21 protein-coding genes are annotated in these 24,817 nt (G+C 61.5%); 16 read left to right on the forward strand and 5 right to left on the reverse strand.

Annotation, left to right across the window (positions count from 1 at the left end; all coding sequences use genetic code 11):
- Both RMR13_RS15400 and RMR13_RS12265 read right to left on the reverse strand, forming a co-directional pair.
- On the reverse strand, nt 1-295 hold a 295-nt coding region (locus RMR13_RS15400; RefSeq protein WP_409070292.1), incomplete at its 3' end, for a hypothetical protein.
- Nucleotides 296-574: 279 nt separating this feature from the next.
- On the reverse strand, nt 575-1,606 hold the full coding sequence (locus RMR13_RS12265; protein WP_310600914.1) for a hypothetical protein: 1,032 nt from the start codon (nt 1,604-1,606) through the stop codon (nt 575-577).
- Between the two features lie 350 nt (nt 1,607-1,956).
- Here RMR13_RS12265 and RMR13_RS12270 point away from each other — a divergent pair, with 350 nt between their 5' ends.
- From RMR13_RS12270 to RMR13_RS12325, 12 genes are all read left to right on the forward strand, one after another.
- Complete coding sequence (locus RMR13_RS12270) at nt 1,957-2,502, forward strand: ankyrin repeat domain-containing protein (protein ID WP_310600915.1); 546 nt, start codon at nt 1,957-1,959, stop codon at nt 2,500-2,502.
- A gap of 3 nt (nt 2,503-2,505) precedes the next feature.
- A complete protein-coding gene (locus tag RMR13_RS12275) occupies nt 2,506-3,261 on the forward strand; it encodes a hypothetical protein (protein WP_310600916.1) in 756 nt (251 codons plus the stop codon).
- Between the two features lie 18 nt (nt 3,262-3,279).
- On the forward strand, nt 3,280-4,548 hold the full coding sequence (locus RMR13_RS12280; RefSeq protein WP_310600917.1) for a cobalamin-dependent protein: 1,269 nt from the start codon (nt 3,280-3,282) through the stop codon (nt 4,546-4,548).
- The gene (locus RMR13_RS12285; RefSeq protein WP_310600918.1) at nt 4,545-5,909 is read left to right on the forward strand and encodes a fatty acid--CoA ligase family protein; all 1,365 of its coding nucleotides are present in this window, start codon (nt 4,545-4,547) and stop codon (nt 5,907-5,909) included. Before RMR13_RS12280 ends, RMR13_RS12285 begins: the two co-directional genes overlap by 4 nt.
- A complete protein-coding gene (locus tag RMR13_RS12290; RefSeq protein ID WP_310600919.1) occupies nt 5,906-7,621 on the forward strand; it encodes a DegV family protein in 1,716 nt (571 codons plus the stop codon). The genes RMR13_RS12285 and RMR13_RS12290 overlap by 4 nt, the downstream gene beginning before the upstream one ends.
- A gap of 1 nt (nt 7,622) precedes the next feature.
- Nucleotides 7,623-8,330: a glycosyltransferase family 2 protein gene (locus RMR13_RS12295; protein ID WP_310600920.1), complete on the forward strand. Its 708-nt coding sequence runs from the start codon at nt 7,623-7,625 to the stop codon at nt 8,328-8,330.
- Complete coding sequence (locus RMR13_RS12300; RefSeq protein ID WP_310600921.1) at nt 8,327-9,214, forward strand: lysophospholipid acyltransferase family protein; 888 nt, start codon at nt 8,327-8,329, stop codon at nt 9,212-9,214. The genes RMR13_RS12295 and RMR13_RS12300 overlap by 4 nt, the downstream gene beginning before the upstream one ends.
- 129 nt (nt 9,215-9,343) lie before the next feature.
- Nucleotides 9,344-9,601 carry a phosphopantetheine-binding protein gene (locus RMR13_RS12305; RefSeq protein ID WP_310600922.1) on the forward strand — a complete coding sequence of 86 codons (258 nt, stop codon included), beginning with the start codon at nt 9,344-9,346 and terminating at the stop codon, nt 9,599-9,601.
- An 18-nt stretch (nt 9,602-9,619) separates the two neighbouring features.
- Complete coding sequence (locus RMR13_RS12310) at nt 9,620-10,864, forward strand: beta-ketoacyl synthase N-terminal-like domain-containing protein (RefSeq protein ID WP_310600923.1); 1,245 nt, start codon at nt 9,620-9,622, stop codon at nt 10,862-10,864.
- Between the two features lie 2 nt (nt 10,865-10,866).
- Nucleotides 10,867-11,688, forward strand: coding sequence for a lysophospholipid acyltransferase family protein (locus tag RMR13_RS12315; protein WP_310600924.1), 822 nt, complete (start codon nt 10,867-10,869; stop codon nt 11,686-11,688).
- Nucleotides 11,685-13,175: a B12-binding domain-containing radical SAM protein gene (locus RMR13_RS12320; RefSeq protein ID WP_310600925.1), complete on the forward strand. Its 1,491-nt coding sequence runs from the start codon at nt 11,685-11,687 to the stop codon at nt 13,173-13,175. Before RMR13_RS12315 ends, RMR13_RS12320 begins: the two co-directional genes overlap by 4 nt.
- Nucleotides 13,176-13,177: 2 nt before the next feature.
- Nucleotides 13,178-14,251 carry a radical SAM/SPASM domain-containing protein gene (locus tag RMR13_RS12325; RefSeq protein ID WP_310600926.1) on the forward strand — a complete coding sequence of 358 codons (1,074 nt, stop codon included), beginning with the start codon at nt 13,178-13,180 and terminating at the stop codon, nt 14,249-14,251.
- Between the two features lie 28 nt (nt 14,252-14,279).
- Here the strand turns inward: RMR13_RS12325 and RMR13_RS12330 are convergent, their stop codons facing one another.
- The 3 genes from RMR13_RS12330 to RMR13_RS12340 all read right to left on the reverse strand — a co-directional run bounded on the left by RMR13_RS12330 (nt 14,280) and on the right by RMR13_RS12340 (nt 17,296).
- A complete protein-coding gene (locus RMR13_RS12330; RefSeq protein WP_310600927.1) occupies nt 14,280-14,810 on the reverse strand; it encodes an acyloxyacyl hydrolase in 531 nt (176 codons plus the stop codon).
- A gap of 297 nt (nt 14,811-15,107) precedes the next feature.
- Entirely contained in the window at nt 15,108-16,229 is a 1,122-nt protein-coding gene (locus RMR13_RS12335) for a metallophosphoesterase (protein ID WP_310600928.1), read from the reverse strand.
- Between the two features lie 173 nt (nt 16,230-16,402).
- Entirely contained in the window at nt 16,403-17,296 is an 894-nt protein-coding gene (locus RMR13_RS12340; RefSeq protein WP_310600929.1) for a LysR family transcriptional regulator, read from the reverse strand.
- 132 nt (nt 17,297-17,428) lie between these two features.
- Between RMR13_RS12340 and RMR13_RS12345 the strand changes: the two genes are divergently transcribed.
- The 4 genes from RMR13_RS12345 to RMR13_RS12360 all read left to right on the forward strand — a co-directional run bounded on the left by RMR13_RS12345 (nt 17,429) and on the right by RMR13_RS12360 (nt 24,628).
- Nucleotides 17,429-18,649, forward strand: a complete 1,221-nt coding sequence (locus tag RMR13_RS12345; protein WP_310600930.1) for an MFS transporter — start codon at nt 17,429-17,431, stop codon at nt 18,647-18,649.
- Between the two features lie 624 nt (nt 18,650-19,273).
- On the forward strand, nt 19,274-22,192 hold the full coding sequence (locus RMR13_RS12350) for a PAS domain S-box protein (RefSeq protein ID WP_310600931.1): 2,919 nt from the start codon (nt 19,274-19,276) through the stop codon (nt 22,190-22,192).
- Nucleotides 22,189-22,599, forward strand: a complete 411-nt coding sequence (locus tag RMR13_RS12355; RefSeq protein ID WP_310600932.1) for a response regulator — start codon at nt 22,189-22,191, stop codon at nt 22,597-22,599. Before RMR13_RS12350 ends, RMR13_RS12355 begins: the two co-directional genes overlap by 4 nt.
- Entirely contained in the window at nt 22,571-24,628 is a 2,058-nt protein-coding gene (locus RMR13_RS12360) for a response regulator (RefSeq protein WP_310600933.1), read from the forward strand. Before RMR13_RS12355 ends, RMR13_RS12360 begins: the two co-directional genes overlap by 29 nt.
- The last annotated feature ends 189 nt before the right edge of the window (nt 24,629-24,817 follow it).

Below are 24,817 nucleotides of genomic sequence, written 5' to 3' on the forward strand. Positions count from 1 at the left end.
GGAACGGGAAGGCAACAGGACCAGGTCCAGGATCCGTTCGCGGGTCGAGCACATCTTTGGTGTGCAGACCCAGCGAGCGGGGAATTTGCTGTTGCGCACGATCGGCATAGCCCGGGCTCGGGTCAAGATCGGCTTGCGCAACTTGGCGTACAACATTGACCGGATGGGGATGCTTCTGGCTACCAACAGGTGAAATGCGTCCAGAGAGCGGCAACATGGCAAAAAAACGCCATTGAGCGCAGAATGAGGCACCGCTAAGGCGCAAAACCGATCGAATTACAAGCCAGAACAGCATGATCTTTGCGAAAAATTTCCCGGTGGATGCTGATGGAGGGTACTGGACTAAATTTCAAGATTCCCTTTATTTATGGCCGATTGGAGAAAGTTGGTGCACAAGTTTTTTTGAAATATCAAAAATCGAAAGAGGATAACCGGAACCTCCATCACCATCAATACGAGAGAATAATTTACTCATGAGTGTAGTGAAATTGCCGCATGAAATCCTTTTTTAAAATTATTTGAAAAATTATGTAATTGTTGATTCCTGTTTGAAAATATAGAAAATTTACGATGATTATTTCTTTTTTGAATCGTGATGTTTTAATAAAAGTTTTTGCAAAGTGTAACTATTTTCGAAATTGAAAACTGGTATACTTAGTGGGTCGTATAATACTAATGATAGTTTGTCAAAAAATGATGCTCTTTTTCTACAAGCGAGATTTATTGTTACGAACGTGTATCCCTTTGATGAACGATATGTAATATTTTCAATTTCAGACCAGCTGATAAAGTTAGTGTTTATTTTTTTTCGAAATGGTTCGTATTCAATTCCTTCTTCGTGAAGTACGAGGCAATGTTTTATATTTAAAAGCCTTAGGAATCCCAAGAAAATCATGATTAGTATTGATATTGATACGATATTTAAAATTTTATTAATTAAACCTATTTTTAAAGTGAAATATATAATTGCAATTTCAATTAATGAAAGTATGTAAATGAGTGAACCAATGTTGAATCCGTTTGGTTGAAAAATAATTTTTTTGGATATCATTAAATCAATTTCTGTATCACTTGTATTGATTGCTGATATATATTTTTTTATTGATCTGTAGCTAAAAGAATAGTGAAATAATGTAAATATTAAACATATTGCATATAAATTTCTTGTGTATGATTTCAACACTATTAATTTATTCAGTTTTTTTTCATAGTTAAAATATATTTGTTTTTCTGATGAAATATGCCATATGTTATTTTTTTTAGGTTTTTTTGATGTATATCTAATCTCGATAAAGTTTCCAGTTTCATTTATAAGGTTTGATGATTCTTTGCCAATTGGTATATCTATATTTTCTCTCTTTCCATTAATTATAAGAGTTATCCAGTTGCTATTTTTTTGATAACGACCACTTCCGACTTTTTCTAAAATTCCTTTTTTTATTGATAAACTATTGAATTCGGGGAAATCTATTGAAAAGCTAGATAATAGCAAGATTGATAAAATTAGAGGAATCAAGAGAATTGTAGATAAGGTCAAGATGCTCTCAAGGTTCCAATGTTTAATATTATTTTTTTCTATCAAGTTGTCATTTTTTGTCGATGTCATGTCTGCACTGATTTTTCATGTCGTTGTATGATTGATATGTTTTAAAATGTTGTTGTCTCGAAGATCTGCTGGTTGTTGCTATATAAAATAGTATCAACCTTTTCGGTTGAATGGTTGAAAGCGGCTATTAATGCGAGAAGGTCAGCGCTATTAAAACGATACTGAAATTAATATATTTTTTAAGATTGACACTTTCAACCAAGTTTTGCAAACAGCTTTTTTATGTTCTCTTCTTCCGCTAGCGAGTATTTGTAGTATTGAGTGTCAGATCCGGGAGTGACGCCACAAGGACAAAGGGGGTATGCGTCGCTCATTTTTTGTAGCAAATCGTTTCCGCAAGGAGGATGATGATGAAAAAATGGATTTTTTTAGGATTGTGTTTGCTCCTCGTCGGTTGCCAACAGTATACGATCCACTCGGCGATCTCCAACAAGAAGCCGGCCGAGGCCAAGGCCTACATCGACAAGGGCGCCGATATCGAATCCCGGGATAAGTACGGCAACACGCCGCTGCTGGTCGCCTCCCAATACGGCGACATGGAGTCGGCCCGGTACCTGATGGCCAAGGGCGCCGATGTCAATGTCCGCAACAAGGAAGGGATGACGCCGCTTTTGTGCGCAAGCTATGCCGGCAACGAACCCTTGGCCAAGTTGCTGCTCGCCAAACGGGTGGATGTCAACAGTCAGAACAATGACGGTTGGACCTCCTTGAGTTTTGCGGCCTATTACGGCATGGCGGATATGACCAGGTTGCTGCTTGACCATGGCGCCAAGGTGGATGTCGCCAACAAGGAGGGCCGCACCCCCCTCTCCTACGCCATTGAGTTCAAATTCAAAGAGGTGGCGAATCTGCTCCGGGCCTCGGGCGCGGTCGAACCCGGCCCGAAGCAGAAATAATCCGTGAGGGCCCGTGTTCCCCGCTGCCGGGGTGGATCGCGGGGGGCGGAATGGTTTCGGGGCAGGGGATGGCCGGCGCTTCTGCTGGTGGCCGCCATCCTGGCCGTTGCCTGTGCCGGCCCCGGTCCGGAGCGGCCGCCGCCGTTGGTCGCTGCCGCCTCCGATTCCGCCGCCGCCCGCTGTGCGGCCTGCTTCCCCCAGGGGCGCTGGCAGATGCTCCATGCCATCGATTTCCACCTGGCCGATGGTACCGGCGGCAATGCCATGGGGGTGCTGATGCTTGACGGCCACAGCCTCAGCTGCGCCCTGATGACCGTGGAGGGACTCACCCTGTTCGAGGCCCGCTCCCCGGCCGACGGCTCCCTGGAGGTCTTGCGGGCGCTTCCCCCCTTCGACGGCCAAGCCTTTGCCGCGGGGCTGGTCGCCGATATCCGGACCCTGTTCCTGCCCCCCGCCGGCACCGCCGACCACGGCCGCCTGGCCGACGGCAGTCCGCTCTGCCGCTTTACCGCCGAACGCACGGTTACCGACGTCCTTCCCGGTGCGGACGGCTGTTTCCGGCTCTCCACCTACGCACGCTCGCCCGCCTCCGGCACCGAGTTTCCGGTGCGCATCCGCACCGTCGAGGCGCGCGCCTGCGGCCCGGTCGGCGGCGGCATCCTGCCCCGCGAAGTGACGCTGACCGGGCACGGTCCAGCCGCGTACACCCTGAACTTGCGCCTGCTTGAGGCCGAGCCCCTTCCGGCTTCCGCGCCATGAATTTGGCATGAACCCACCATGAAATTTCGCCTGATCTATCCCCGGTGGCCGAAGCTGGCCAGGCAGACCGAGTTCCACCTGCCGCCGCACGGGCCGGTGGTCTTTGCCGCCACCCTGCCGGATGACGTGGACGTGGACTTCATCGATGAAAATCTGGAGCCCATCGATTTCGACGATCCGGTCGATTTCGTCGGCATCTCGATGATGCTGACCGTCCAGGTCAAGCGGGGCTGGGCCATTGCCGACGCCTACCGCGCCCAGGGGATCAAGGTCATCTTCGGCGGCATCGCCACCATGCTCCACGCCGAGGAAACCATGGCCCACGCCGACGCCGTGTTTCTCGGCGAGGCCGAGGGGCGAATGGAGCGGGTCTTTGCCGATTTCCGCCGGGGCGCCCTCGAACCCTGCTACAACTTCCTCGAACAGCGGCCCGATATCGGCCTGGTGGGCACGGCCCGCCGCGATATCCTCAATCGCCCTCTGTACAACCACAAAGGGGTGCAGATGGTCGATCTGGTGCATGCCTCGCGGGGCTGTCGCTTTCACTGCTATCCCTGCGCCGTGGCTTATCTGGGCGGCAGGGAATTCCGTCCCCGGCCCATCGAGCGGACCCTCGCCGAGATGGCGGCCATCGACAACAACCGCCTGTTTCTAGTCGACAATTCGCTGGCACAGGATACCGCCTGGGAGATGGAGCTGTTCCGGGAGATGATCCCGCTGAAGAAGAAATGGTGCAGCCATCCCATCGAGGACAAGCCCGAGGTGCTCGATCTCGCCGCCCGGGCCGGGGCCTGGTACGTTTACCAGGCGGTGTTCGACACCTCGGACTACATCCGGGAGCGGATCAAGCGCTATCACGACCATGGCATCGGTGTCGAGGGCACGATCCTGCTCGGACTCGACAGCCATACCGAGGACTCGATCAAGCGGCTGGTCGATTTCCTCCTCGACATCGAGCTGGACCTGGCCGAGTTCACCGTTTTGACCCCGTTCCCGCACACCAGGGCCTTCGACGAACTCCAGCGCCAGAACCGCATCCTCTCCACCGACTGGGACGACTATTCGGCGGACCGGGTCGTGTACCGGCCCCGGCACATGTCGCCGGAACGCTTGCAGGAACTGCTCGACTTTGCCTGGAGCGCCTTTTACCGGGACGAATCCCAGCCCATCAAGATGGCCAAGCTCTTCCAGCAGGTGGTGCGGAAGGAGATGGCCGACAACACCTTCAGGCCACGCAACCGGGAGCTGGCCGGCCAGACCTTCGGCAAGGGGCGGACGGGCACATGACGACCACAGACCCTGGCGCTCAACAGACGGCCGCGTCTTTGCTTGCCGGATCTTTCGAGGCAGGGCGGGAGTTCGTCGCCGGCGGGGCCACCCTTGGCGAGGTGTATGGCATGGCCGCCTGGCTGGGGACCCGCCTGGGCGGCACCGGCCAGCGGGGCACGGTCTGCCTGGCGACCGACAATCGGGCATCGATCGCCGCCGCGCTGCTGAACTCGCTGGCCGGCGGTCCGGTCGTGCTGCTGCCGCACGGTTTTTCCGGCCAGACCCTGGCCGGGATGCGGCGGGCCACCGACTGCACCGTGGCCCTGGCCGACATCGACCGGGAGGAGGTGGCCGACATGGAGGTGGTCCGGCTGCCCTGGGGCGAGATCGCGGCCGGTTCGCCCCGGTTCGATGCCAGGCCGGACGAGGAGCTACTGCGCCTGTATACCGGCGGCTCCACCGGCGCGCCGCAACTCTGGCCGAAAACCGGGACCAATCTTTTGTCCGAGGCCTGGTTCCTGGAGGAGCGTTTCGCCGTTTCGCCGGCGGACCGCATCGTCGCCACCGTCTCCCCCGCCCACATCTACGGCCTGCTCTATTCCGTGCTTCTGCCGCTGGTTTCGGGGGCGTCCATCGTTTCGGACAGTCCTTCGTTCCCCGAGGAAATCGCCCGTACCGTGCGAAAATGGCAGGCAACCGTTCTGATCGGAGTTCCCCCCCAGTACCGAGCGCTGCGGGGCAAAGGCCCCCTGGGCCCCTCGCTGCGCCGGGCCTTTTCCTCCGCCGGCATGCTCGATGCCGAGGATAACACCGAGTTCTGTCGTCACAACCGCCTGGGCATCGTCGAGGTGTACGGCTCCACCGAAACCGGCGGCATCGGCTTGCGTAACCGTTTTCAAGGCGAGACCGGCTTCACCCCGTATCCCACCGTGGACTGGCATATTCGGGACGAACGGCTTTCGATCCGCTCGCCCTACCTTTCGCCAGGCCTGCCACGGGATTCGGAGGGATTTTTCCTCACCGGCGACCGGGTCGAACCCGCCGGCGCGACCGGTTTCCAGCTCAAGGGCCGGACCGACTCGATCACCAAGGTGGGCGGCAAGCGGGTCGATCTGGAGGAGATCCGGGGGGCGATCAGGCAGCTCGCGGGCGTTGCCGACTGCCTGGTCCTGGCCCTGCCGGATGCCGGCGGCCGCGAACACCGCATCGTCGTCCTGGTGGAAGGGGAGCGGGTGACGGCCGAGGCAATCCGTGCCGCTCTGGCCGCCCGGTTCGAGCCCCATGCCCTGCCGCGCGCCGTCAAGACGGTCGAACGACTGCCGCTCAAGGCCAACGGCAAGGTCGACCGCGAGGCCGTTCTTCGGCTCTTTGCCCCATGACCGCGCCCCTGGAAGAAGCCTTTGCCGCCGGGTATGCCGGCTTGAGCGCCTGGTCCGACCTGCTCGACCGGATCAATGTCTTTCCCGTGGCCGACGCGGACACCGGCGCCAACCTCCGCATCAGCCTCGGCCCGCTGCGCGCCTGCGGCCAGGATCCGGAGCGGACGGCCGAACGGATCGTCCGTGCGGCCACCGGCAACTCCGGCAACATCGCCGCCGCCTTTTTCGGCGTCTTGCTGGGGGCGGCAGGCGCGGACGACCTGGCCGCACGGGCGGGGGCAGGGTGCGCGCGAGCCCGGCAGGCGGTCGCGGACCCCAAGGACGGCACCATGCTCACGGTCTTCGACACCTTGGCCGAGACCCTGGGCCGCTGCCCGCCGCGCGATGCGGCCGCAGGCGAGACCGTGCTGGCCGCCCTGCGCCAAACCGTGTTGGCCACCGCCCAGACCCAGGCCGACTGCCGCTCGGCCGGGGTGGTCGATGCCGGGGCCCTGGGCATGTACATCTTTTTCGACGGTTTTTTCCGGACCCTGACCGGCATGGCCGGCGACAGCCCCTCGCTTTTTGCCCTCTTTCCCGGCCGGCTCGCATTGCGCGCCGAGTATCGGCCGCCTGCCAGCCGGGAGTATTGCGTCGATGTTCTGCTCACCCCGGCCGGCACCAAGCCGCTCGACCCGGCCGCCATGGCCGGCTTGGGCGAGAGCCTGGTGGTCGTTCCCGAACAGGCACGGTTGAAAATCCATGTCCACACCCCCGATCCGCAGGGCCTGCGCGCCCGGCTCGCCGGCCTGGGCGAGGTGGCCGGCTGGTCGGCCGAACCCCTCGACGCCGGAGGCGGGGGGCGGGAGCGGCCTCCGGCTGTCCGGGGATGCCTCCACATCATGACCGATGCAGCCGGCTCCCTGCCGCGCCGGCTGGCGCGCCGCCACGGTATCAGCCTGGTGGACAGGTACATCGTCCACGGCGACATTGCCCGGCCGGAAAGCCTCTGCGATCCGGAAACGATCTACGCCCTGATGCGCCGGGGCCACCGCCTGACCACGGCCCAGGCCTCGCTGGCCGAGCGGCACGGGCGCTTTCGAAGCGTCTGCCAGGAATTCGGGCGCACCCTCTACCTCTGCGTCGGTTCAGCCTTCACCGGCAACCACGGCGTGGCCTTTGCCTGGCAGCGGCAACAGGACCGCGAACACTGCCTGGAGACCATCGACACCGGTGCCGCCTCGGGCCGGTTGGGGCTGATCGCCCTGCTCGCCGGCCGCCTGGCCCTGCGCACGGAGGATGCCGACGCGGTCAGGGCCCATGCCCTGCGCCTGGTCGAGAGCTGCCGGGAATACGTGTTCATCGACACCCTGCGCCATCTCGTCGCCGGCGGCCGGGTGTCGCGGGCCAGCGGCCTGTTCGGCGATTTCCTGCACCTGAAACCGGTGATCAGTCCGGCCCCGGAGGGAGTGCGGAAGGTGGGCCTGGTCCGCAGCCGCGCCGGCCAGCTCGCCTTTGCCCTCGACAAGGCCAAAACGGAGATCCACGCGTCCGGCCGCGCCGTGCTCCTCCTGCAGTATTCCGACAACGAGTCCTGGGTAAGGGAAGTGGTCCAGCCGCAATTGCGCACGCTCCTCCCCGGGGCGGAGATCCTGACCGTGCCCCTTTCCCTGACCTCCGGGGTCCACATGGGGCCGGGCACCTGGTCCTTGGCCTTTGCCGAGGAGGCATGAGATGCGGGCGGCAATCGTGATCCCGGTGTACAACCACGGGCCGCAGGTGGCGGAGGTGATCGCGGCGGCGCGGCCCCTGGGCCTGCCGATCTTTGTCGTCGACGACGGCTCCACCGATGCCACGGCCGCCGTGCTCGCGGCCCAGGAAGAGATTGTCGTGCTCCGCCATCCGGCCAACCGGGGCAAGGGCGCGGCCCTGCTCACCGGTTTTGCCGCCGCCGCTCCCACCTGCGATTGGATCTTGACCATCGACGCGGACGGCCAGCACGATCCGGAAGACGGACGGGCCCTGTTGGCCGCCGCCGCTGCCCGACAGGATGCCCGGGTGCTGGTCGTGGGCAAGCGCCGGGGCATGCGCGGCGGGCATGTGCCGTGGACCAGCCGGTTCGGCCGGGGATTCTCCAATTTCTGGGTCTGGGTCTCCGGCGGCCCCTTGATCGCGGATTCCCAATCCGGCTTTCGGCTCTACCCCCTCCCCGAAACCTTGGCACTGGGGGTGGCGGCCCGGAGATACCAGTTCGAGGTGGAGGTCTTGGTGCGGGCTCGGCGGCGCGGCATCGCCATCGTCGAGGTGCCGGTGTCGGTCGTCTACCAGCCCAAGGGGGTCCGGGTCAGCCATTTCCGGCCGTGGCTTGATTTTTGCCGTAACACCGGCACCTTCTGTCGGCTGATCTGCGACCGTGTGTTCCGGTTGGGGCGCCGGCGATGAGCATCGATCCCCACGTCATCCTGGTGCGGATGTCGCGCCTGGCTGGCCCCTGGTTCTTTGCCGGGGTGGCGCGCGGCATCGCCTGCGGCTATTTCCTGTTCTCCTCCAAGGTGCAGGAAAGCCGCCGCCTGTATGCCATCCTCTTTCCCGAGCGCGGCCGGTGGTTCCATCTCTGGTGCGCCTTCCGGCAATACCAGAACTTTACCACCATCCATTTCGACCGCTTCCTCACCAATTGCGGCTACCCGCCCGCATTCGCCTGCGAAGGCGTCGAGGCGCTGGATGCCCGGATCGGCCACGGCGGAGCCCTGCTGCTGATGTCCCACCTCGGCAACTGGGAGATGGCGGCCCGGCTGCTGATGCGCCAGGGCTACGAGACGCCGCTGCTGCTCTACATGGGCGTCAAGGAAAAGGAAGGGGTGGAGCGCACCCAGAAGGAGGAATTGCAGCGGGCCGGCATTGCCATCCTCGGGGCCGGCCGGGAAACGGCCTCGCCGTTTCAGGCGGTCGAGGGGCTGCGGATGCTGCAACGAGGCGGCTTGGTCTCCATGGCCGGGGACATGGTGTGGCGGCAGGATCAGCGCCGGATCCCGGTGATCGTGCGGGGGCGCGCCGCCTCGGTTTCCGAGGCGCCCTTTGTCCTGGCCCTGGTGTCGGGCGCGCCGATCGTCGTCTTCTTTGCCTTCCGCACCGGGCGCAACCGCTATCGCTTTACCTTTTCCGAGCCGATCTGGGTCAGGAGCGGCGGCAGGGGGGATCGGCAGCGGGCCCTTGCCACGGCGGCCCAGCGCTACGCCGATCTGCTGGAGTCGGCCCTGCGCGCCCACCCGTGCGAGTGGTACCATTTCGACCGCTTCCTCCATGAACCGGTCGAAGGCCCGTGAGCCGGCATTTGTTCACGGGGCGCAGGGTTTGTTCCGGAATGATTTCCTTTTCCTTTCACGGGGATTAAGGGTAGTATTTCAGTTTTTTCCAGATTCCCGCTCCAGACTCCCGTTCCCGGACCACCAGCCATGACCAGAGACGTACTGCAAGAGAAGATCCTGACCATTCTTGTCCAGGACTTCGAATTCCAGCAGCCGGGCTTAAACGACAACCTCCGCGACGACCACGGTTTCGACAGCATCGACGCCATCGAGCTGCTCGCCAAGATTGAGCGCGTCCTCGGCTTCTCCCTGACCCGGGAGGAAAAGGAAAAGGCGATGGAGATCAGGACGATCAACGATATCCTCGACTACCTGGAGAGGATACAGCAGGACCGCGGCCGATAGGCCGCCACGGTTTCGTCGATGAAACGCCGCGTCGTCATCACCGCCTGCTCGGCCATCACCCCCATCGGCTACGGCCGGCCGGCCATTGTCGACAGCCTTTGCCGGGGGCTCTCCGGGGTCAAGCCCCTGCGCGACGACGGTCTTTTGACCGGACATATCCACTCCCGGGTGTTCGGCACGGTCGACTATCCCATTGCCTACGAGTTCACCCGCTCGCAGCGCAAAACCATGGGGCCGGTGGCCTATTACGCCTGCCAGGTGGCCAAAGACACGCTCGCCGCCTCCGGGCTCTCCCGGGACTTCATCGAGTCCGGACGGCTCGGCGTGGCCTTCGGGTCCACCCATGGCAGCCCGACGGTGCAGCGGGAGATCTACAAGACCTTTTTCCAGCACCTGGAAACCGAATTTTCCTCCATCGGCGCGGTCGACTACCTTCGCTCCATGGTTCATACCACCGCGGTCAACATCACCCGCATGTTCGGCATCACCGGCCGGGTGATCGCCTCCTCGACCGCCTGCACCACCAGCAGCCAGGCCATCGGCTTCGGCTACGAGATGGTCAAATACGGCATGCAGGACGCCATGCTCTGCGGCGGCGCCGACGAGTACGACACCACCACGGTGGCGGTCTTCGACAATCTCCTCGCCTGCTCGGTCGGCTACAACGATCATCCCGCCCGCACCCCTCGGCCCTTCGACCGAAGACGCGACGGCCTGGTGGTCGGCGAGGGCGGGGCCGCGGTCCTGCTGGAAGAGTACGAGGCCGCCAAAAAGCGGGGCGCGCCCATCCTGGGCGAGGTCATCGGCTTTGCTTGCAACAACAACGGCGGCGACCTGATCCTGCCCAATCTCAAGGGCATCACCTCCACCCTGCGCCTTGCCCTGGCCGATGCGGCGATCGAACCCGCGGCGGTCGATTACGTCAGCGCCCACGCCACGGCCACCAAAATGGGCGACATCGTCGAGTCCCAGGCCATCGAGGCGGTCTACGGCCAAAAACCCCACGTTACCGCGCTGAAAAGCTACACCGGCCACACCATGGGCACCTGCGGCGCGATCGAGTTGATCATGACCCTCTACATGATGGCCGAGGGCTTCCTTGCGCCCACCCTCAACCTGGAAGAGGTGGATCCCCGTTGCGCCATGCTCAACCATACCCCGGGGGTGATCGAGGCCACGACCCGCATCGCCTCGATCCAGAACTTCGCCTTCGGCGGGGTCAACACCTGCCTGCTGGTCAAAAACGGGAGCGAGGTGGGCTAGAGGTGTGGCGACGGAGCGCGGACAGATGGTTCGACCTGGGCGTCACCCTGACCTGCTGGCTCTATTTCACCCTGGGGTTCATCGTCCTGTTCGCGCCCCTGTACATCGCCAGCGGTCTTTTTTCCTCCCGGAAAGAGGCGGCGTTCCAGCGGTACAACCGCGCCTTCTATCGCGGCTTTTTTTTCCTGTTGCGGACTATCGCCCCCCGGCAGCGCTGGGAGATCGACGACCGCATCGGCTCCCTTCGCGGCTCGGTGATCGTCTGCAACCATCGTTCCTTCCTCGACCCCCTGCTCCTGATCGCCCAGCTCGAACGCTCCACGACCATCGTCAAGTCCGTTTTTTTCACCCTGCCCATCTTCGGCTGGGTGATCCGCACCGCCGGCTACCTGCCGGCCACGGCCACCGGCCGGCTCGCGGGCTTGATGCTGGCCCGGATGGAGGCGATGCCCACCTATCTGGCCGCAGGCGGCAATCTTTTCGTCTTTCCCGAGGGCACGAGAAGCCGCGATGGCCGGGTCGGCGCCCTCAACCTGGGGGCCTTCAAGATTGCCCGCCAGTGCCGGGTGCCGCTCCATGTCCTGTGCCTGGAGAACACGGAGCGGCTGTTCACGCCCGGCGTTTTCTTGTTCGCCGCCGGCACGCCCAACCGCATCCGCCTGCGGTTGGTCGAAACGATCCCGGTACGGGATCTCAAGACCGATCCGGCCGCGCTCGCGACCCGCGCCCGCCTGGCCATGGAACGCGGCCAAGCGGGCCCCGAACCGCAGGGGCCGGACCAGGCGTTGCCATCCCCGCCCTTTTTCCCGGAGCACACCCCATGAAGGTTGTCCTCATCTCCATGCCGGACGTGGTGCCGATCATCATCCACGAGACGGCGGTGCACATGCCCAACCATGGCATTGCCTGCGTTGGCGGCAACATCGACGCCGACCACGAGGTCTATCTGATCGACCTGATCCGCAAGCGCCGCTCGATCAAAAACTACCTGGCCAAGACGATGCGCCGCATCCAGCCGGACCTGGTCGGCCTGTCGGCCATGGCCTGGCAGTACGACACCTGCGTCAAGATCGCCCATTTGCTCAAGGAGCTCAGCCCCCGGGTCAAGATCGCCATCGGCGGCTACCACGCCACCCTGATGGCCGAGGAGATCGCCGCCGCGCCCGAGTCCCAATGGATCGATTTCATCATCCGGGGTGAGGGCGAGGAATGCTGCCGCCGTCTGGTCAACGCCCTGGCCGGACGCGACCTAATCGCCGAGATCCCGTCGCTTTCCTATCAGCAGGATGGCCGGTTCATCCACAATCCCAGGGGCGAAAATCTTGACCTTTCCACCCTGAAGCTGCCCATCCGCGACCGGCGCCGCCTCACCTGGGGCTACCACATCATCTACTCCAAGATCGAGCTGATGGAGACCTCGCGGGGCTGCACCCGCTCGTGCAACTTTTGCAGCATGCAGCACATGTACGGCCGGACCTTCCGCACCTATCCGATCGAGCGGGTGCTGGCGGACCTGGACGACATCTATTACCGGCGCAAGACCCGGTGGGTGTTCATCACCGACGACAACATGGTGCTCAATCCGGCGCGGGTGATGGAGCTGTGCGACGCCATCGTCGCCCGCAACTACCGGGGGCTCAACCTGGTGGTCCAGGCCGACTGCATCTCCATGGCCACCAACGAGCCGATGGTGGCCAAGATGGCCCGGGCAGGCTTTCGTTCCGTCTTCCTCGGCATCGAGAACGGCTCGAAGAAGAATCTGAGCGCGGCCGGCAAGGGCGATATCGTGGCCGCCTCGAAAAAAGCGATCGAGAACTGCCATAAATATGGGATGATGGTCATTGGAGGCCTGATCTTCGGCTTTCCCGGGGACGATGCGGATTCGATCCGCGAGAATTATGAGTTTTTTGTCGACATCGGCGCCGATGCCTCCTACTGCCAGATCCTCACTCCCTATCCCAAGACCGGGATGCGGGCGCAGCTGCTCGAACAGGGATTGATCGCCAACCGGACGGACTACAAGAAATACAGCGGCCTCTGGGCCAATGTCCGCACCAACCACTTAAGCAGCGCCGAATTGCAGTACCAGTTCTGGCTGCAGCGGCAGCAGGTGCTCGGCTGGTGGAATCCGCCCGACCCGGCCCGCAGGCAAGGCCGGCTGTGGACCTCGATCTGGCGGTTTGCCTTCAAGCCCCTGCTCAAGTTGCACTACTGGCGGATCATGCGCAAGGGCGGCTGGGAGGGCCGCTACCAGCGGGAGGTGCGGCGCTGGCAACGGATCAATACCTTCAAGGACCTCGAGGGGTATTGAGGATGCAGCTCTACAACCTGGAATTCACCGCGGACGAGATCCGTGCCGCCGCCGCGGCCGACCGGCTGCTGTCTCTGGAGATCGAGTTCAGCCGGCAATGCAACTTCCGCTGCGCCTACTGCTATGTGGAGGATCGAACGGCCGCCGCCGGGGAGATGTCGAGGCGGGAGATCAAGGAGGTCCTTCTCCAGGCCAGGGAACTGGGCGCCCGCAAGATCATCATCCTGGGCGGCGAGCCCTCCATCTATCCGCACCTGGTGGAGATGCTCCGTTTTCTCGGTGGGCTTGGGCTGGAGATCGAGCTGTTCACCAACGGCACCGGCATCACCGACCACCTGGCCGGGGTCCTGGCCGAGGAGCGGGTCCGGGTGGTGGTGAAGATGAACTCCCGCGATGCGGCGATCCAGGACCGCCTCGCCGGAAAAAAAGGCGCCTTCGGGATTATCGATCGGGCCTTGGAACGGTTGCGTCGGGCGGGATATCCCTCGCAGGAGCTTTTTCTCGCCGCCAGCACGGTGATCTGCCGGCAGAACCTGGTGGAATTGGTCGAGCTGTGGCAATGGCTGCGGGCGCGGCGCATCGAACCTTATTTCGAGGTTCTCACCCCGCAGGCCAACGCATTGAACAACACGTGGCTCAATGTCGAGGCCGCCGAAGTGCGCGAGCTGTTCACCCGGCTCGCCCTCCTGGACCGGGAACGGTTCGGCCGGGAATGGGAGCCGCAGCCGCCCCTGGCCGGCAACCGGTGCATGCGGCACCAGGTTTCCTGCCTGGTCACCGCCCGGGGCGAGGTCATGCCCTGCGTGGGGGTGACCATTGCCCTGGGCAACATCCGCCACCGGCGGCTGGCCGAGATCCTCAAGCACAGCCAAGTGGTGAGAAACCTGAAAAATTATCGGGAGATGATCAAGGGTCCCTGTGGGACGTGCGAGAAAAGCGGGGAATGCTACGGCTGCCGGGGCGCGGCCTATCAAATGACCGGCGATTATCTCGCCTCGGACCCGACCTGCTGGCGCAACGCCGAGCCGGATGGGGGACGGGTTGGTGCGGAAGCAAGCGGCCTGGCCCGGCCGTGATCGGGCCGGCTTCACCTTCGGGCCGCGTTTAAAAGGTCATCCCGGCCAGGAACTTGATCGAATTGAGGGGCTCGTTGGGCTCTTCGGTGCCGGCATTGGAGATATGGTGGTACCGGATCTCCAGCAGCCAGGCCCGGGTCGCATCGAGCGGGTGCTTCAAACCGAGGGCAAATTGATAGTTGCCATTCCATTTGGCCCCCATGCCGGGGATGTCGGCAAAGCTATACACCGGGCCGCCGCCGCCGAAAATGTACGGCTGCCACTCGCCAGCGGCGGTAAAGGTATAGCAGGCGAGCAGATTGATCCCGACCATCAGGGAGCTGTCCGGACTGGTGACGACATGGACCGGCAGTTCGATCAGGGTCGAGTGGAAGCCCTTGAGCCAACCCGATCCCAGATTGTCGACGGTCATGTGGTCGTAGCGGGGAACCAGGTCGAAGGTCCGTACCCGTTGGGTGGTTTGCCCCCAACCGGAGATGCTCTGGCCGTACCCTCCGAGCAAGGCCCAGGCATCCTTGGATGTCTCCCAGCTAAAGGCCGTCGAGGCCGGCGCTATCATCCATAGCATCCCCAACACGCCCACCGCCCGAGGCGGCAAGAAACGATATCGGCGATACCGGTTCAAGGAAGTTCCTGCTGCGCGGGAGCGGTGGCTGGCAATGGTCATTTTTCCTCTCGTTTTCCGATTGATGCGGTCCGGCGGCCACGAGCGCATGGTCGAAACGTACGTGTATCATGCTTTTGCTACGTAAAAAACGATGAGGCAAGAAAATGCGCGACGCGGCTCGGGCCGATAAGGCCGCTTCTCCAACTCCATCATAACGGTCCGGGCGGGTCGGGCGCTTGCTGGCGCGCTCTAACCGCGGCGCAGGACGATGCGGGTGATCTCGGACGGCACGCCCAGGCGGCAGGAGAATCCGGCCCAGACGCCGGTTCCCGGACTGACGTAGAGTTTGCCTCCGTTGACATCGAAAAGGCCGCCGACCAGGCCGCCGTTGTAGGAGGCGATGAGCCATTTGAGAAAGAACAGGTGGCCGCCGTGGGTATGGCCGGACAGTTGAAGGTCGGCCCGGTTTGTTGCCGGGGCGCCGGCCGGCCGGTGCTGGAGCAGTACCCGGACGCCCTGGGGCAGTGTTTGCAGAAAGCCGTACTCCGGGCCGGGCTCGCCGAACCTCAGGGCCGCCTGATCCGGTACCCCGGCCAGCACCAGGGTCGTGCCCCGGATGGCGAGGGCGCGATAGTCGTTCTGCAGCATGACGATTCCCAATTGCCCGAAAACCGGCAGCCATTGCCGCACCCCGAAATAGTATTCGTGGTTGCCGGTAATGCCGTAGACCCCGTATCGGGCGTGCAGGTTCCGCAGGGGCGCAATGTCGTGGGCCAGCGCCTCCGGCGAGCCGTCGACCATGTCGCCGGTCAGCACGATCAGGTCGGGGTTCAGCGCATTGGTCTTCCGCACCACTTCTTCAAGCCACGGGCCTTTCAGCAGCAGGCCGACATGCAGGTCGGTCAACTGCACCAGGGACAAGCCGTCCAATTCCGCGGGCAGGCCGGGCAGGGCAATCTCGACGGTCCGCACCTCGGGCACCCGCGTTGCCTGCCAGCTGCCGACCAGGGCCAGAACGAACGCCGCGCCGAGCAGCCCGGCCGCCTGCTTGGCCGGCGTAAACGGCAGGTGCCAGGAGCTGCCCAACCAACGGCTGACGAGCAGCAGCAAGGCCAAAGCGTCCCTGACCAGCAGCAGGAAGGCGAGGAGGACCATGGCGCTGTAGAGAAATTCCATGGTCAACAGCAGTGCGGGCGGGAAATCCGGGGCAATGAACGAACCCCCGATTTTCTCGTAGATAATGTATTTCGAGCCGACCGCGACCAGGGCGCAGCCGGCGGCCATCTTCAGCCAGGGCCGGCAGGGCAGCCGCCAGATCAGGCTGACGCAAATATAGAGGACGATCGCAAGGGTGGGGAATGCAAGACGCATAGGATATCAAGCCGTGGGTAATGGAAAGCCGCCGGCGGTACGGTGCCCGTGATCGACCAAGGGCGTCGTTCCGGTCCGGCCGTTCTTTTCCGATGAGTGCCCGATTATTGTACCATGGTCGGGGCGCGAGGCAACCGGAACCGCATGCCCTGCGGCCGCGCCCGCGGCAGCCGCTACCGCCGGCCGCCATACAGTTGCAGTTGGGCCATGAGAAAGTCGACGAAGGCCTTGTTGGCGTGGGAGAGATAGGCCCCTTTTTTCCAGGCCAGCATCAGGTCGAGATAGAGCGGCGGATCGAAGGAGACGGCCTGGAGATCGCGGTCGTCCTCGGCCACCATCCTCAACAGGGTGGCAAGGCCCAGGCCCCGCTTGACCAGGGATTTGACCAGGGAAAAGAGGTTGGTTTCAAACACCACCCGGGGCTGGACATCGGGGAGTTCGTGCAGCAACTCGAGCAGCATTTCCCGTTGGTAATAGCCCTGCTTGAACATGATCAGGGGCTGGGCGGCGAATTCCCGAAGGGTGATCGCGTCCCGCGCGGCAAAGGGATGGCCGGCCGGGATGCAGGCCACCACCTCCTCGCGCAGGATATGGCGGACTTCCAGGTTCTCCGGCACATGGCCGCCGGCGATGACTCCCATGTCCAGCTCGCCCTGGTTGATCTTGCGCTGGATGCTGCCCGCGCCCTCGCCCGAGACCGCCAGCTGCAAATGGGGATGCAGCCGCTTGAATTCATGGATGATGGCCGGAAAGAAATAGGTGCTCATCATCGGCGGGATGCCCAGGCGCACCTCGCCTTTCTGCAGTCCCTTCAGGTCGGCCATTTCCTGGCCCGCTGCCTCCAGCGCCTCCAGGATGCGATTGGCATGGGCAAGGAAAATCTCTCCTTCCGCGGTCAGGGTCACCCGCCGGTTGCGGCGGTTGAACAGAACCGATTCCAGCTCGCCCTCCAGTTTCTGGATCGCCATGCTGATCGCCGGCTGGGCGATGTTGAGCGCTTCCGCAGCCTTGGTGAAGTTGTGGTGGCGGGCGATCTCGACGAAGCATTTCAGCTGGCGGATTTCCATGGCGTGTAAATAACGTGTGGTTATCGAAATTATAATTTTTATATATTTTATTTATATCGAGCCGGTGGCTATATTCAAGCGCAATATCACCTCCTCCCTTTTTGCGGCAGAACGCCAAGCAGACCGGACCCCATGAACAGTCCACGCATTCAAAGCGGCACCCTTGCCTTCCGCAAGGTCAATCTGGCACTTTTCGCCGCCGGTTTCGTCACCTTCATCACCCTTTACGACGTGCAGCCGTTGTTGCCGGAATTCGCGCGGGAATTCGGCATCCGTCCCGCCTGGGCCAGTCTGCCGCTTTCGGCCGCCAGCTTCACCCTGGCGGTGGCCATGCTGCTGGCCGGAACCCTGTCGGAGACCATGGGCCGTAAGCCGGTGATGCTGGGCGCCTTGTTGCTGACCTCGATCCTGGCGCTGCTGACCGCGTTCTGCCATTCGTTCTCGTCCCTGGTGGCGTTGCGTTTTGCCCAGGGGCTGGTGCTCGCCGGCCTGCCGCCCGTTGCCATGGCGTACCTGAGCGAGGAAATCGACCCTCCGACCGTCGGCACGGCCATGGGGCTGTACATCAGCGGCAATGCCATCGGCGGCATGTCGGGGCGGCTGTTCACCGCCACGGTGACCGACTTTTTTTCCTGGAACCTGGCCCTGGGCCTGGTGGGCCTGATCTCCTTGGGACTCAGCATCTACTTTGCCTTCAGCCTGCCGCCTTCGGCCAATTTCCGCCGCCGGCCCTTCGAGTACCGCTACTTCTTCACCTCGGTGCTGCAGCAGTTGCGCGACCCCCATCTCCTGTGCCTGTACGGCATCTCCTTCATGGTGATGGGCAGTTTCGTCACCTTGTTCAACTACATCACCTTCCGGCTGCTCGGCGGTGCGTATGGCCTGAGCCAGACCGTGGTCAGCCTGATCTTCCTCACCTACCTTCTGGGGGCCTACTGTTCCTCCACGGTGAGCAGGCTGGTCAACCGTTTCGGCCGCTTCCTCACGGTCCGGGCCTGCGTGGCGACCATGTTCGCCGGGATTGTCCTGACCCTGGCAAGGCCGCTTCCCCTGGTCGTCTTGGGGATCGCGGTGTTCACCTGCGGTTTTTTCGGTGCCCATACCGTGGCCTCGACCTGGGTGGGCCGGCACGCCAAGACCGCCAAGGCCCAGGCCGCGTCGCTCTATCTCTTTTTCTACTACCTCGGCGCCAGTGTTGCCGGCACGGTCGGCGGATTCTGCTGGGCCGGGGCCGGCTGGCCGGGGGTGGCGGGATTCATCGGCCTGCTGCTGCTCGCGGCCCTGGCCTTCACCGCGATCCTGGCCCGGCTGGCCGCCGAGGTGGAGAAAGGCCCGCTGCCGGCAAGAGGTTGAACCCGGCGCGAGCCCGATCCAAAACCGGTGAAACAGGACGGGACTCATCCGGCACTGCGGCGCAAGCAAAAACGCACGCTACCACCCCGTTCGCTGGCGGCGGTGGCGTCGCCGTCGCCAGCGTGCGGTACGCCTGCCGCCGAAGTCCTTCCCTGGTTTTCTCCACCTGTTGCCTCGATCCGGCTCCGATTCGTCATCTCTGTTTTATTTTTTCGTAAAATAAGTCAATTGCAAGGTGTCCCACTGTGTGTGCTACCTGCTTAAAGTTTTTTTCGCCGGAGAGCGGCCTTATCTCTCATTCTCTGGTCCTGCTGCGAAAAAAATTCTTTATTTTCAAAAATTTATTGGGAGGTGCCGTTGCCAATGCCGATTTGGCATGATAGAAGAATAGAAAGTGAATTCCTTCCCGCAGTTGGGCTGAACTTTCGGATTTGTCCGCTTTTGTGAACCGGTTTGAAGGGCCGTGGATCTCGTCGTCCATTCGCATCATCCGCGAAACACTCCCTCTTCCCTTGACAAGCACTCCGAGCGCCCGAGAAGCATGAGGCGACCAAGCCGGTGCACTTCCTCCTCCCCTGGCAGAATTAGAAAAACGGCATTCCACTCTCCATACAGGTCTGTTGCATGCTCTTCCGTCAATGTTCGACTCCCGTCGTCCGCCGTGCCGCCGCGTTGGTCCTCGCGCTCGGGTTCCTGCTTGTCGCCCAGACGCTTCAGGCGGCCAGCGGCCAAGTCGTGGCCGTTGGCGTTCACGAGGCGCCACCGAAGATTTCCTTCGATGCCTATGGGCATCCCACCGGCATCTATGTCGAACTGCTTGACGAGATAGCCAGGCAGGAAGGGTGGCGGTTGCAGTACGTGGTCGGCTCGTGGTCGGATAATCTGGACCGCCTCGAACGGGGCGAGATCGACCTGGTCGCCGACATCGCCCTCACCACGGAGCGGAAGCAGCACTACGCCTTTCCCCGGGTTCCGGTTTTATCCTCCTGGTTCCAGGTATTCGCCTCCAAACGGCAGAACATCCATTCCCTCAGGGAGTTGGACGGCAAACGCATCCTGGTACTGGAGCGGTCGGTGCAGGAACAGGCTTTCACCCGCCTGGCCGAACGGTTCGGACTGAATCCCATTCTCCTTTCCGTGCCCGATTACCCCACCATGTTCGCCATGATCGCCAACGGCGAGGCGGATGCGATTATCACCAATCGTTATCAGGGCAAATGGGGTGCGAGGCAATACGGTCTCGACGATACCGAGGTGCTGTTCGAGCCCAACGCGCTGTACTATGCCGCGGCCAAGGGCGATCCCAAACACCTGTTGCCCGCCATCGACCGGCACCTGGTTGCCTGGAAGGAGGATCAAGACTCGCTCTATTACGCCGCCTTGAAGCGCCTGGCCGATGAAAGCGACGTCTCGCCCCTGTCTCCCTGGCTGATGATCGCGGGAGGCGGCTTGCTGGGTTTTCTGCTGGTGAGCATCGCCATCGGGGTGTTCCTCAAACACCGGGTCAATGTCCGAACCCAGGAGCTGCAGCAGGAAAACGCGGAACGAAGGGCGCTGCAGCAGCGGTTCATGGATATCATCGAATTTTTGCCCGATCCGACCTTTGTCGTCGACGAACACAAGCGGGTCATTGCCTGGAACCAAGCCTGCGAGGTCATGACCGGAGTCAAGAAGGAGCAGGTGATGGGGCAGGGGGACTATGTCTATGCCGAGGCCTTTTTCGGCCATCGGCGCCCGAGCCTGGTCGATCTGCTGGATCAGCCCGATCCGCCGGCCGAGACGTCGTATACCCAATTGCACCGCAGCGAGAACCGAATCTACGCCGAAACCTTTTTCTCCAGTCCGCTCACCGGCCAAACCCGGTACCTGTGGGCGGTAGCCTCGCCCCTCTACGATCAGGACGGCAGGAGAAGCGGCGCGATTGAAGCCATCCGCGACATCAGCGAGCAGAGAAATATGGCGGATGCGGTGCGGGCCAGCGAGCGGGAATACCGGGAATTGGTCACGCTGGCCAATTCCATCATCGTCCGTTGGCAGCCCGATGGCCGGCTCACCTTTCTCAACGAATTCGGGCAGCGCTTTTTCGGTTATGGCGCGTCGGAATTGATCGGCCGCCACGTGATCGGGACTCTGGTGCCGGAGGTCGGGTCCGATGGCAGGGATCTCAAGGGGATGATGGAAGAGTTGACCCGCGCCCCCCATCGGTTCGAGCGCAGCCTCAACGAGAACATGCGCCGCAACGGCGAGCGGGTCTGGGTCGACTGGACCAACAAGGTGGTAACCGATGCCAAGGGCGAAATGCGTGAGATCCTCAGCATCGGCTCCGACATCACCGAACGCATCCAGGCCGAGGAACAAATTCGCCTGCTGAACGAGGATTTACGCCGCCACGCCGAAACCCTGGAGCAACGGGTGGCGGAACGGACGGCGGAGCTGGCGGCCATCAACGAGGAGCAGCGCGCCATCTTCGAGTCGGCGAGTGCCGGCATCCTCCTGACCAAGAAGCGGATTATCCAACGCTGCAACCGGAAGTTGGAGGCGATGGCCGGATACGATCCGGGCGAGCTTATCGGGCAATCGGCCCGGATTCTGTATCCGGACGAGGCGGTGTACGCCCATTTCGGGCGGGAAATGTCCGTCCGCTTGGCCAGCGGTGAAACCTGCAGCCTGGAGCAGCGGCTCGTCCGCAAGGACGGCTCGCAATTTTGGGCCCGGTTGAGCATGTGCGCCAGCGATACGCATGCCCCGTTCAAGGGCGTGGTCGGCATTATCGAGGATATCACGGCCGAACGCGAGGCAACGGAACAGTTGCGGCAGGCGTTGGAAGCCGCCCAAGAGGCCGACCGGGTCAAGACGATCTTCCTCGCCTCCATGTCGCACGAGCTGCGCACCCCCCTGAATTCGATCATCGGTTTTACCGGCATCTTGTCGCAGGGCCTGGCCGGTCCGCTCAACCCCGAACAGCACAAACAGCTGGGCATGGTGCAGAAGAGCGCCCGCCATCTGCTGGCTTTGATCAACGATGTGCTCGATATTTCCAAGATCAACGCCGGCCAGTTGGAGTTGGTCGAGCGAGAGTTCGCCTTGCGGCCGTCGATCGAGAAAACGGTCAAGCTGATCGCGCCGCTGGCCGAGGAAAAAGGGGTCGAGCTGCGGGTGGACATTGCCGAAGAGGTGGGGAAGATCGTCACCGACCAGCGCCGGCTGGAACAGGTGATGCTGAACCTGCTCAACAACGCGATCAAGTTCACCGAACAGGGATGGGTGAGCATGGCCTGCCGCCAGGAGGGCGACGGCTACCTGCTGACGGTCACCGATAGCGGCATCGGCATGCGGGCCGATGAGCTCCCCCGTCTTTTCAAACCGTTTTACCAGGTCGATTCCGGGTTGGCCCGCAAGCATGAGGGCAGCGGTCTCGGTCTGTCCATCTGCAAGAAAATCGTCGAGATGATGGGCGGCGACATCGGCGTGGCCAGCGAATGGGGGCAGGGAAGTACCTTTACCGTGCGGTTGCCCGGCCGCAATCAGGAGGAGACGGCATGAACAATCGATTGCTGGTCATCGAGGACAATGAACAGAATCTGTACCTGATGCAGTTTTTACTGCAGAAGAGCGGGTTTGAAGTCGTGGCGGCCGAGGATGGCATTGCCGGGCTCGATTTGGCCCTGCAGTGCCGTCCGCTGGCCATTCTTCTGGACATCCAGCTGCCGAAAATGAACGGATTTGACGTGGCGGCCGAATTGAGGCGGCATCGCAGTCTCGACCGGGTGCCGATCATTGCCGTGACCTCCTACGCCATGGTCGGCGACCGGGAACAGATCCTTGCCGCCGGCGCCACCGGCTATATCGAGAAGCCGATCAATCCCGAAACCTTTGTTGCTGAAATCAAGAGCTATCTGCCGGAAGGGCTGGAGGCCGCCGATGACTGGACCCCGCATCCTCGTTGTTGACGATAAAGAGGAAAACCGCTATCTCGTCGAGGTGCTGCTCAAGACCAAGGGCTACGAAGTGCACTCCGCCTGCAACGGCGCCGAGGCCCTGGGGCAGCTCCGCTCCATGAAGTTCGACCTCATTCTCAGCGATATCCTCATGCCGGTGATGGACGGGTTCGAGTTGTGCCGCATCGTCAAGAAAGACAATGCATTGCATCGGATACCGTTCGTGGTCCTGACCGCGACCTACACCGGGGCCGAGGACGAGAACTTCGTCAAGAAAATCGGCGCCGACCGTTTTCTGGTGAAACCCTGCGAACCGGAGGAACTGTTCGCCGCGGTCCGCGAGAGCATCGTGGCGCGGGCGCAGCCGACCCTTTCCACTCCCAATCCGGTTCCGGACGCCCAGGCCTTCAAGCTGTACAACGAGCGGCTGGTGCACAAGCTCGAGGAAAAGATGCTGGCATTGGAACAGGAAACCAAGGCGCTGCGAACCGCGGAACAGGCGCTCAGGGCCTCCGAGTGGAAGTTCCGCCAGTTGTACGAGAATATGGCGGAAGGCGTGTTTTCCATCGACATGCAGGACCGGATCCGCGAGAGCAACGCCTCGTTTCAGCGGATGCTCGGATACACGGGCGAGGAGTTGAAGCAGCTTGGCTATAACGATTTGACTCCGGAAAAGTGGCATGTGATGGAGCAGATCATTTTGAGCGATCAGGTCATGGCCCGTGGCTATTCCGAAGTCTACGAAAAAGAATACCGGCGCAAGGACGGCAGCGTTTTTCCGGCCGAGATGGAGGTTTTCCTGCTGTACGACGATGTCGGTGAGCAGGAGGGCATCTGGTGCATCGTCCGCGATATCTCCGAGCGCAACAATGCGGCAAGAATACAAAAAGAGTTGCAGGACCAGCTGTACAACGCCCAGAAAATGGAGTCCATCGGCCGACTGGCCGGCGGGGTGGCGCACGATTTCAACAACATGCTCAGTGTCATTCTCAGCTATGCCCAAATGGGATTGGTCAAGACCGACACCACCTCGCCCTTGCACGGCTATTTTCACGACATCCTCGACGCCGGCGAACGCTCGGCCGGCGTGACCAGGAAGCTGCTGGCCTTTGCCCGCCATCAAGCGGCCGCCCCCAGGGTGCTCGATCTTAACGAAATCGTGGCCGGCATGCTCAAGATGCTCAGCCGGCTGATCGGCGAAAAGATCCAGCTGCATTGGCACCCGGAAGCGAATCTCTGGTCGGTCGAGATCGATCCCTCCCAGGTCGACCAGATTCTGGCCAATCTGCTGGTCAACAGCCGCGACGCCATCGCCGGTACCGGCGAGATCGCCATCGAGACGGCCAACGTCCGTTTCGATCCGAATAATTGGGTGAGCCGCCCGGGGGTGGTGCCCGGCGAATATGTGCTGTTGACCGTGAGCGATAACGGCTGCGGCATGAGCAAGGATGTCCTCCACAGGATTTTCGAGCCGTTTTTCACCACCAAGGAAGAGGGGGTCGGCACCGGCCTGGGTCTGTCGACGGTGTACGGAATCGTGAAGCAGAATAACGGTTGGCTCGATGTGGAGAGCGCACCGGGCAAGGGAACGAGCTTCAAGATCTATCTGCCGCGAGTCCGGAAGGGACAGATCGGAGACACGCCGGGACAGGTGGCGGCAATCCCGTACGGCCGGGGGGAAACCATCCTGATGGTCGAGGACGAAGAGTCCGTGCTCAAGGTGACCGACACCACGCTGACCGGCCTGGGCTACAAGGTGCTGCTTGCCAGCAGTCCGGTGACGGCGATCGAGAAATCCAACAACCATGCCGGCGAGATCGATCTGTTGCTCACCGATGTGGTCATGCCGGTCATGAACGGCCGCGAGTTGGCGGAGTTGCTCCGCGATTCGCGGGCCGGCCTGAAATGTCTCTACATATCCGGCTACGACGAACAAGAGGCCATCTACCAGCAACAAGCCGGTCAAGGCGTCCACTTCCTCAAGAAGCCCTTTTCGGTTCGAGACCTGGCCATCAAGGTCAGGGAAGCACTGGCCGGGTAGAACGGAGGTGCGCAGACACCTCGCCGCCGCTTGCCCGGACAATCACGGTTGACTGCGGCCGCCCTGGCATAGATGCTTCCTTTGCCGAATTATCCCGTGTTCCCGTGCCGTTAGCGGCAGGAGCCGTCGAGGGTTTTCATTCTGCCTCTTTCGCATCCCCCTGATAAACGGATGCTTTCAGCGGCAAAC

This window comes from Desulfobulbus sp. (genome assembly GCF_031547805.1).
Lineage (GTDB): Bacteria > Desulfobacterota > Desulfobulbia > Desulfobulbales > Desulfobulbaceae > Desulfobulbus.

Bases quoted from the DNA above. Each gene is read 5' to 3' on its own strand.
- RMR13_RS12265 (WP_310600914.1), bottom strand. From the start codon at position 1,606: ATGACATCGACAAAAAATGACAACTTGATAGAAAAAAATAATATTAAA.
- RMR13_RS12270 (WP_310600915.1), top strand. From the start codon at position 1,957: ATGAAAAAATGGATTTTTTTAGGATTGTGTTTGCTCCTCGTCGGTTGC.
- RMR13_RS12280 (WP_310600917.1), top strand. From the start codon at position 3,280: ATGAAATTTCGCCTGATCTATCCCCGGTGGCCGAAGCTGGCCAGGCAG.
- RMR13_RS12285 (WP_310600918.1), top strand. From the start codon at position 4,545: ATGACGACCACAGACCCTGGCGCTCAACAGACGGCCGCGTCTTTGCTT.
- RMR13_RS12290 (WP_310600919.1), top strand. From the start codon at position 5,906: ATGACCGCGCCCCTGGAAGAAGCCTTTGCCGCCGGGTATGCCGGCTTG.
- RMR13_RS12295 (WP_310600920.1), top strand. From the start codon at position 7,623: ATGCGGGCGGCAATCGTGATCCCGGTGTACAACCACGGGCCGCAGGTG.
- RMR13_RS12300 (WP_310600921.1), top strand. From the start codon at position 8,327: ATGAGCATCGATCCCCACGTCATCCTGGTGCGGATGTCGCGCCTGGCT.
- RMR13_RS12305 (WP_310600922.1), top strand. From the start codon at position 9,344: ATGACCAGAGACGTACTGCAAGAGAAGATCCTGACCATTCTTGTCCAG.
- RMR13_RS12310 (WP_310600923.1), top strand. From the start codon at position 9,620: ATGAAACGCCGCGTCGTCATCACCGCCTGCTCGGCCATCACCCCCATC.
- RMR13_RS12320 (WP_310600925.1), top strand. From the start codon at position 11,685: ATGAAGGTTGTCCTCATCTCCATGCCGGACGTGGTGCCGATCATCATC.
- RMR13_RS12325 (WP_310600926.1), top strand. From the start codon at position 13,178: ATGCAGCTCTACAACCTGGAATTCACCGCGGACGAGATCCGTGCCGCC.
- RMR13_RS12330 (WP_310600927.1), bottom strand. From the start codon at position 14,810: ATGATAGCGCCGGCCTCGACGGCCTTTAGCTGGGAGACATCCAAGGAT.
- RMR13_RS12335 (WP_310600928.1), bottom strand. From the start codon at position 16,229: ATGCGTCTTGCATTCCCCACCCTTGCGATCGTCCTCTATATTTGCGTC.
- RMR13_RS12340 (WP_310600929.1), bottom strand. From the start codon at position 17,296: ATGGAAATCCGCCAGCTGAAATGCTTCGTCGAGATCGCCCGCCACCAC.
- RMR13_RS12345 (WP_310600930.1), top strand. From the start codon at position 17,429: ATGAACAGTCCACGCATTCAAAGCGGCACCCTTGCCTTCCGCAAGGTC.
- RMR13_RS12350 (WP_310600931.1), top strand. From the start codon at position 19,274: ATGCTCTTCCGTCAATGTTCGACTCCCGTCGTCCGCCGTGCCGCCGCG.
- RMR13_RS12355 (WP_310600932.1), top strand. From the start codon at position 22,189: ATGAACAATCGATTGCTGGTCATCGAGGACAATGAACAGAATCTGTAC.
- RMR13_RS12360 (WP_310600933.1), top strand. From the start codon at position 22,571: ATGACTGGACCCCGCATCCTCGTTGTTGACGATAAAGAGGAAAACCGC.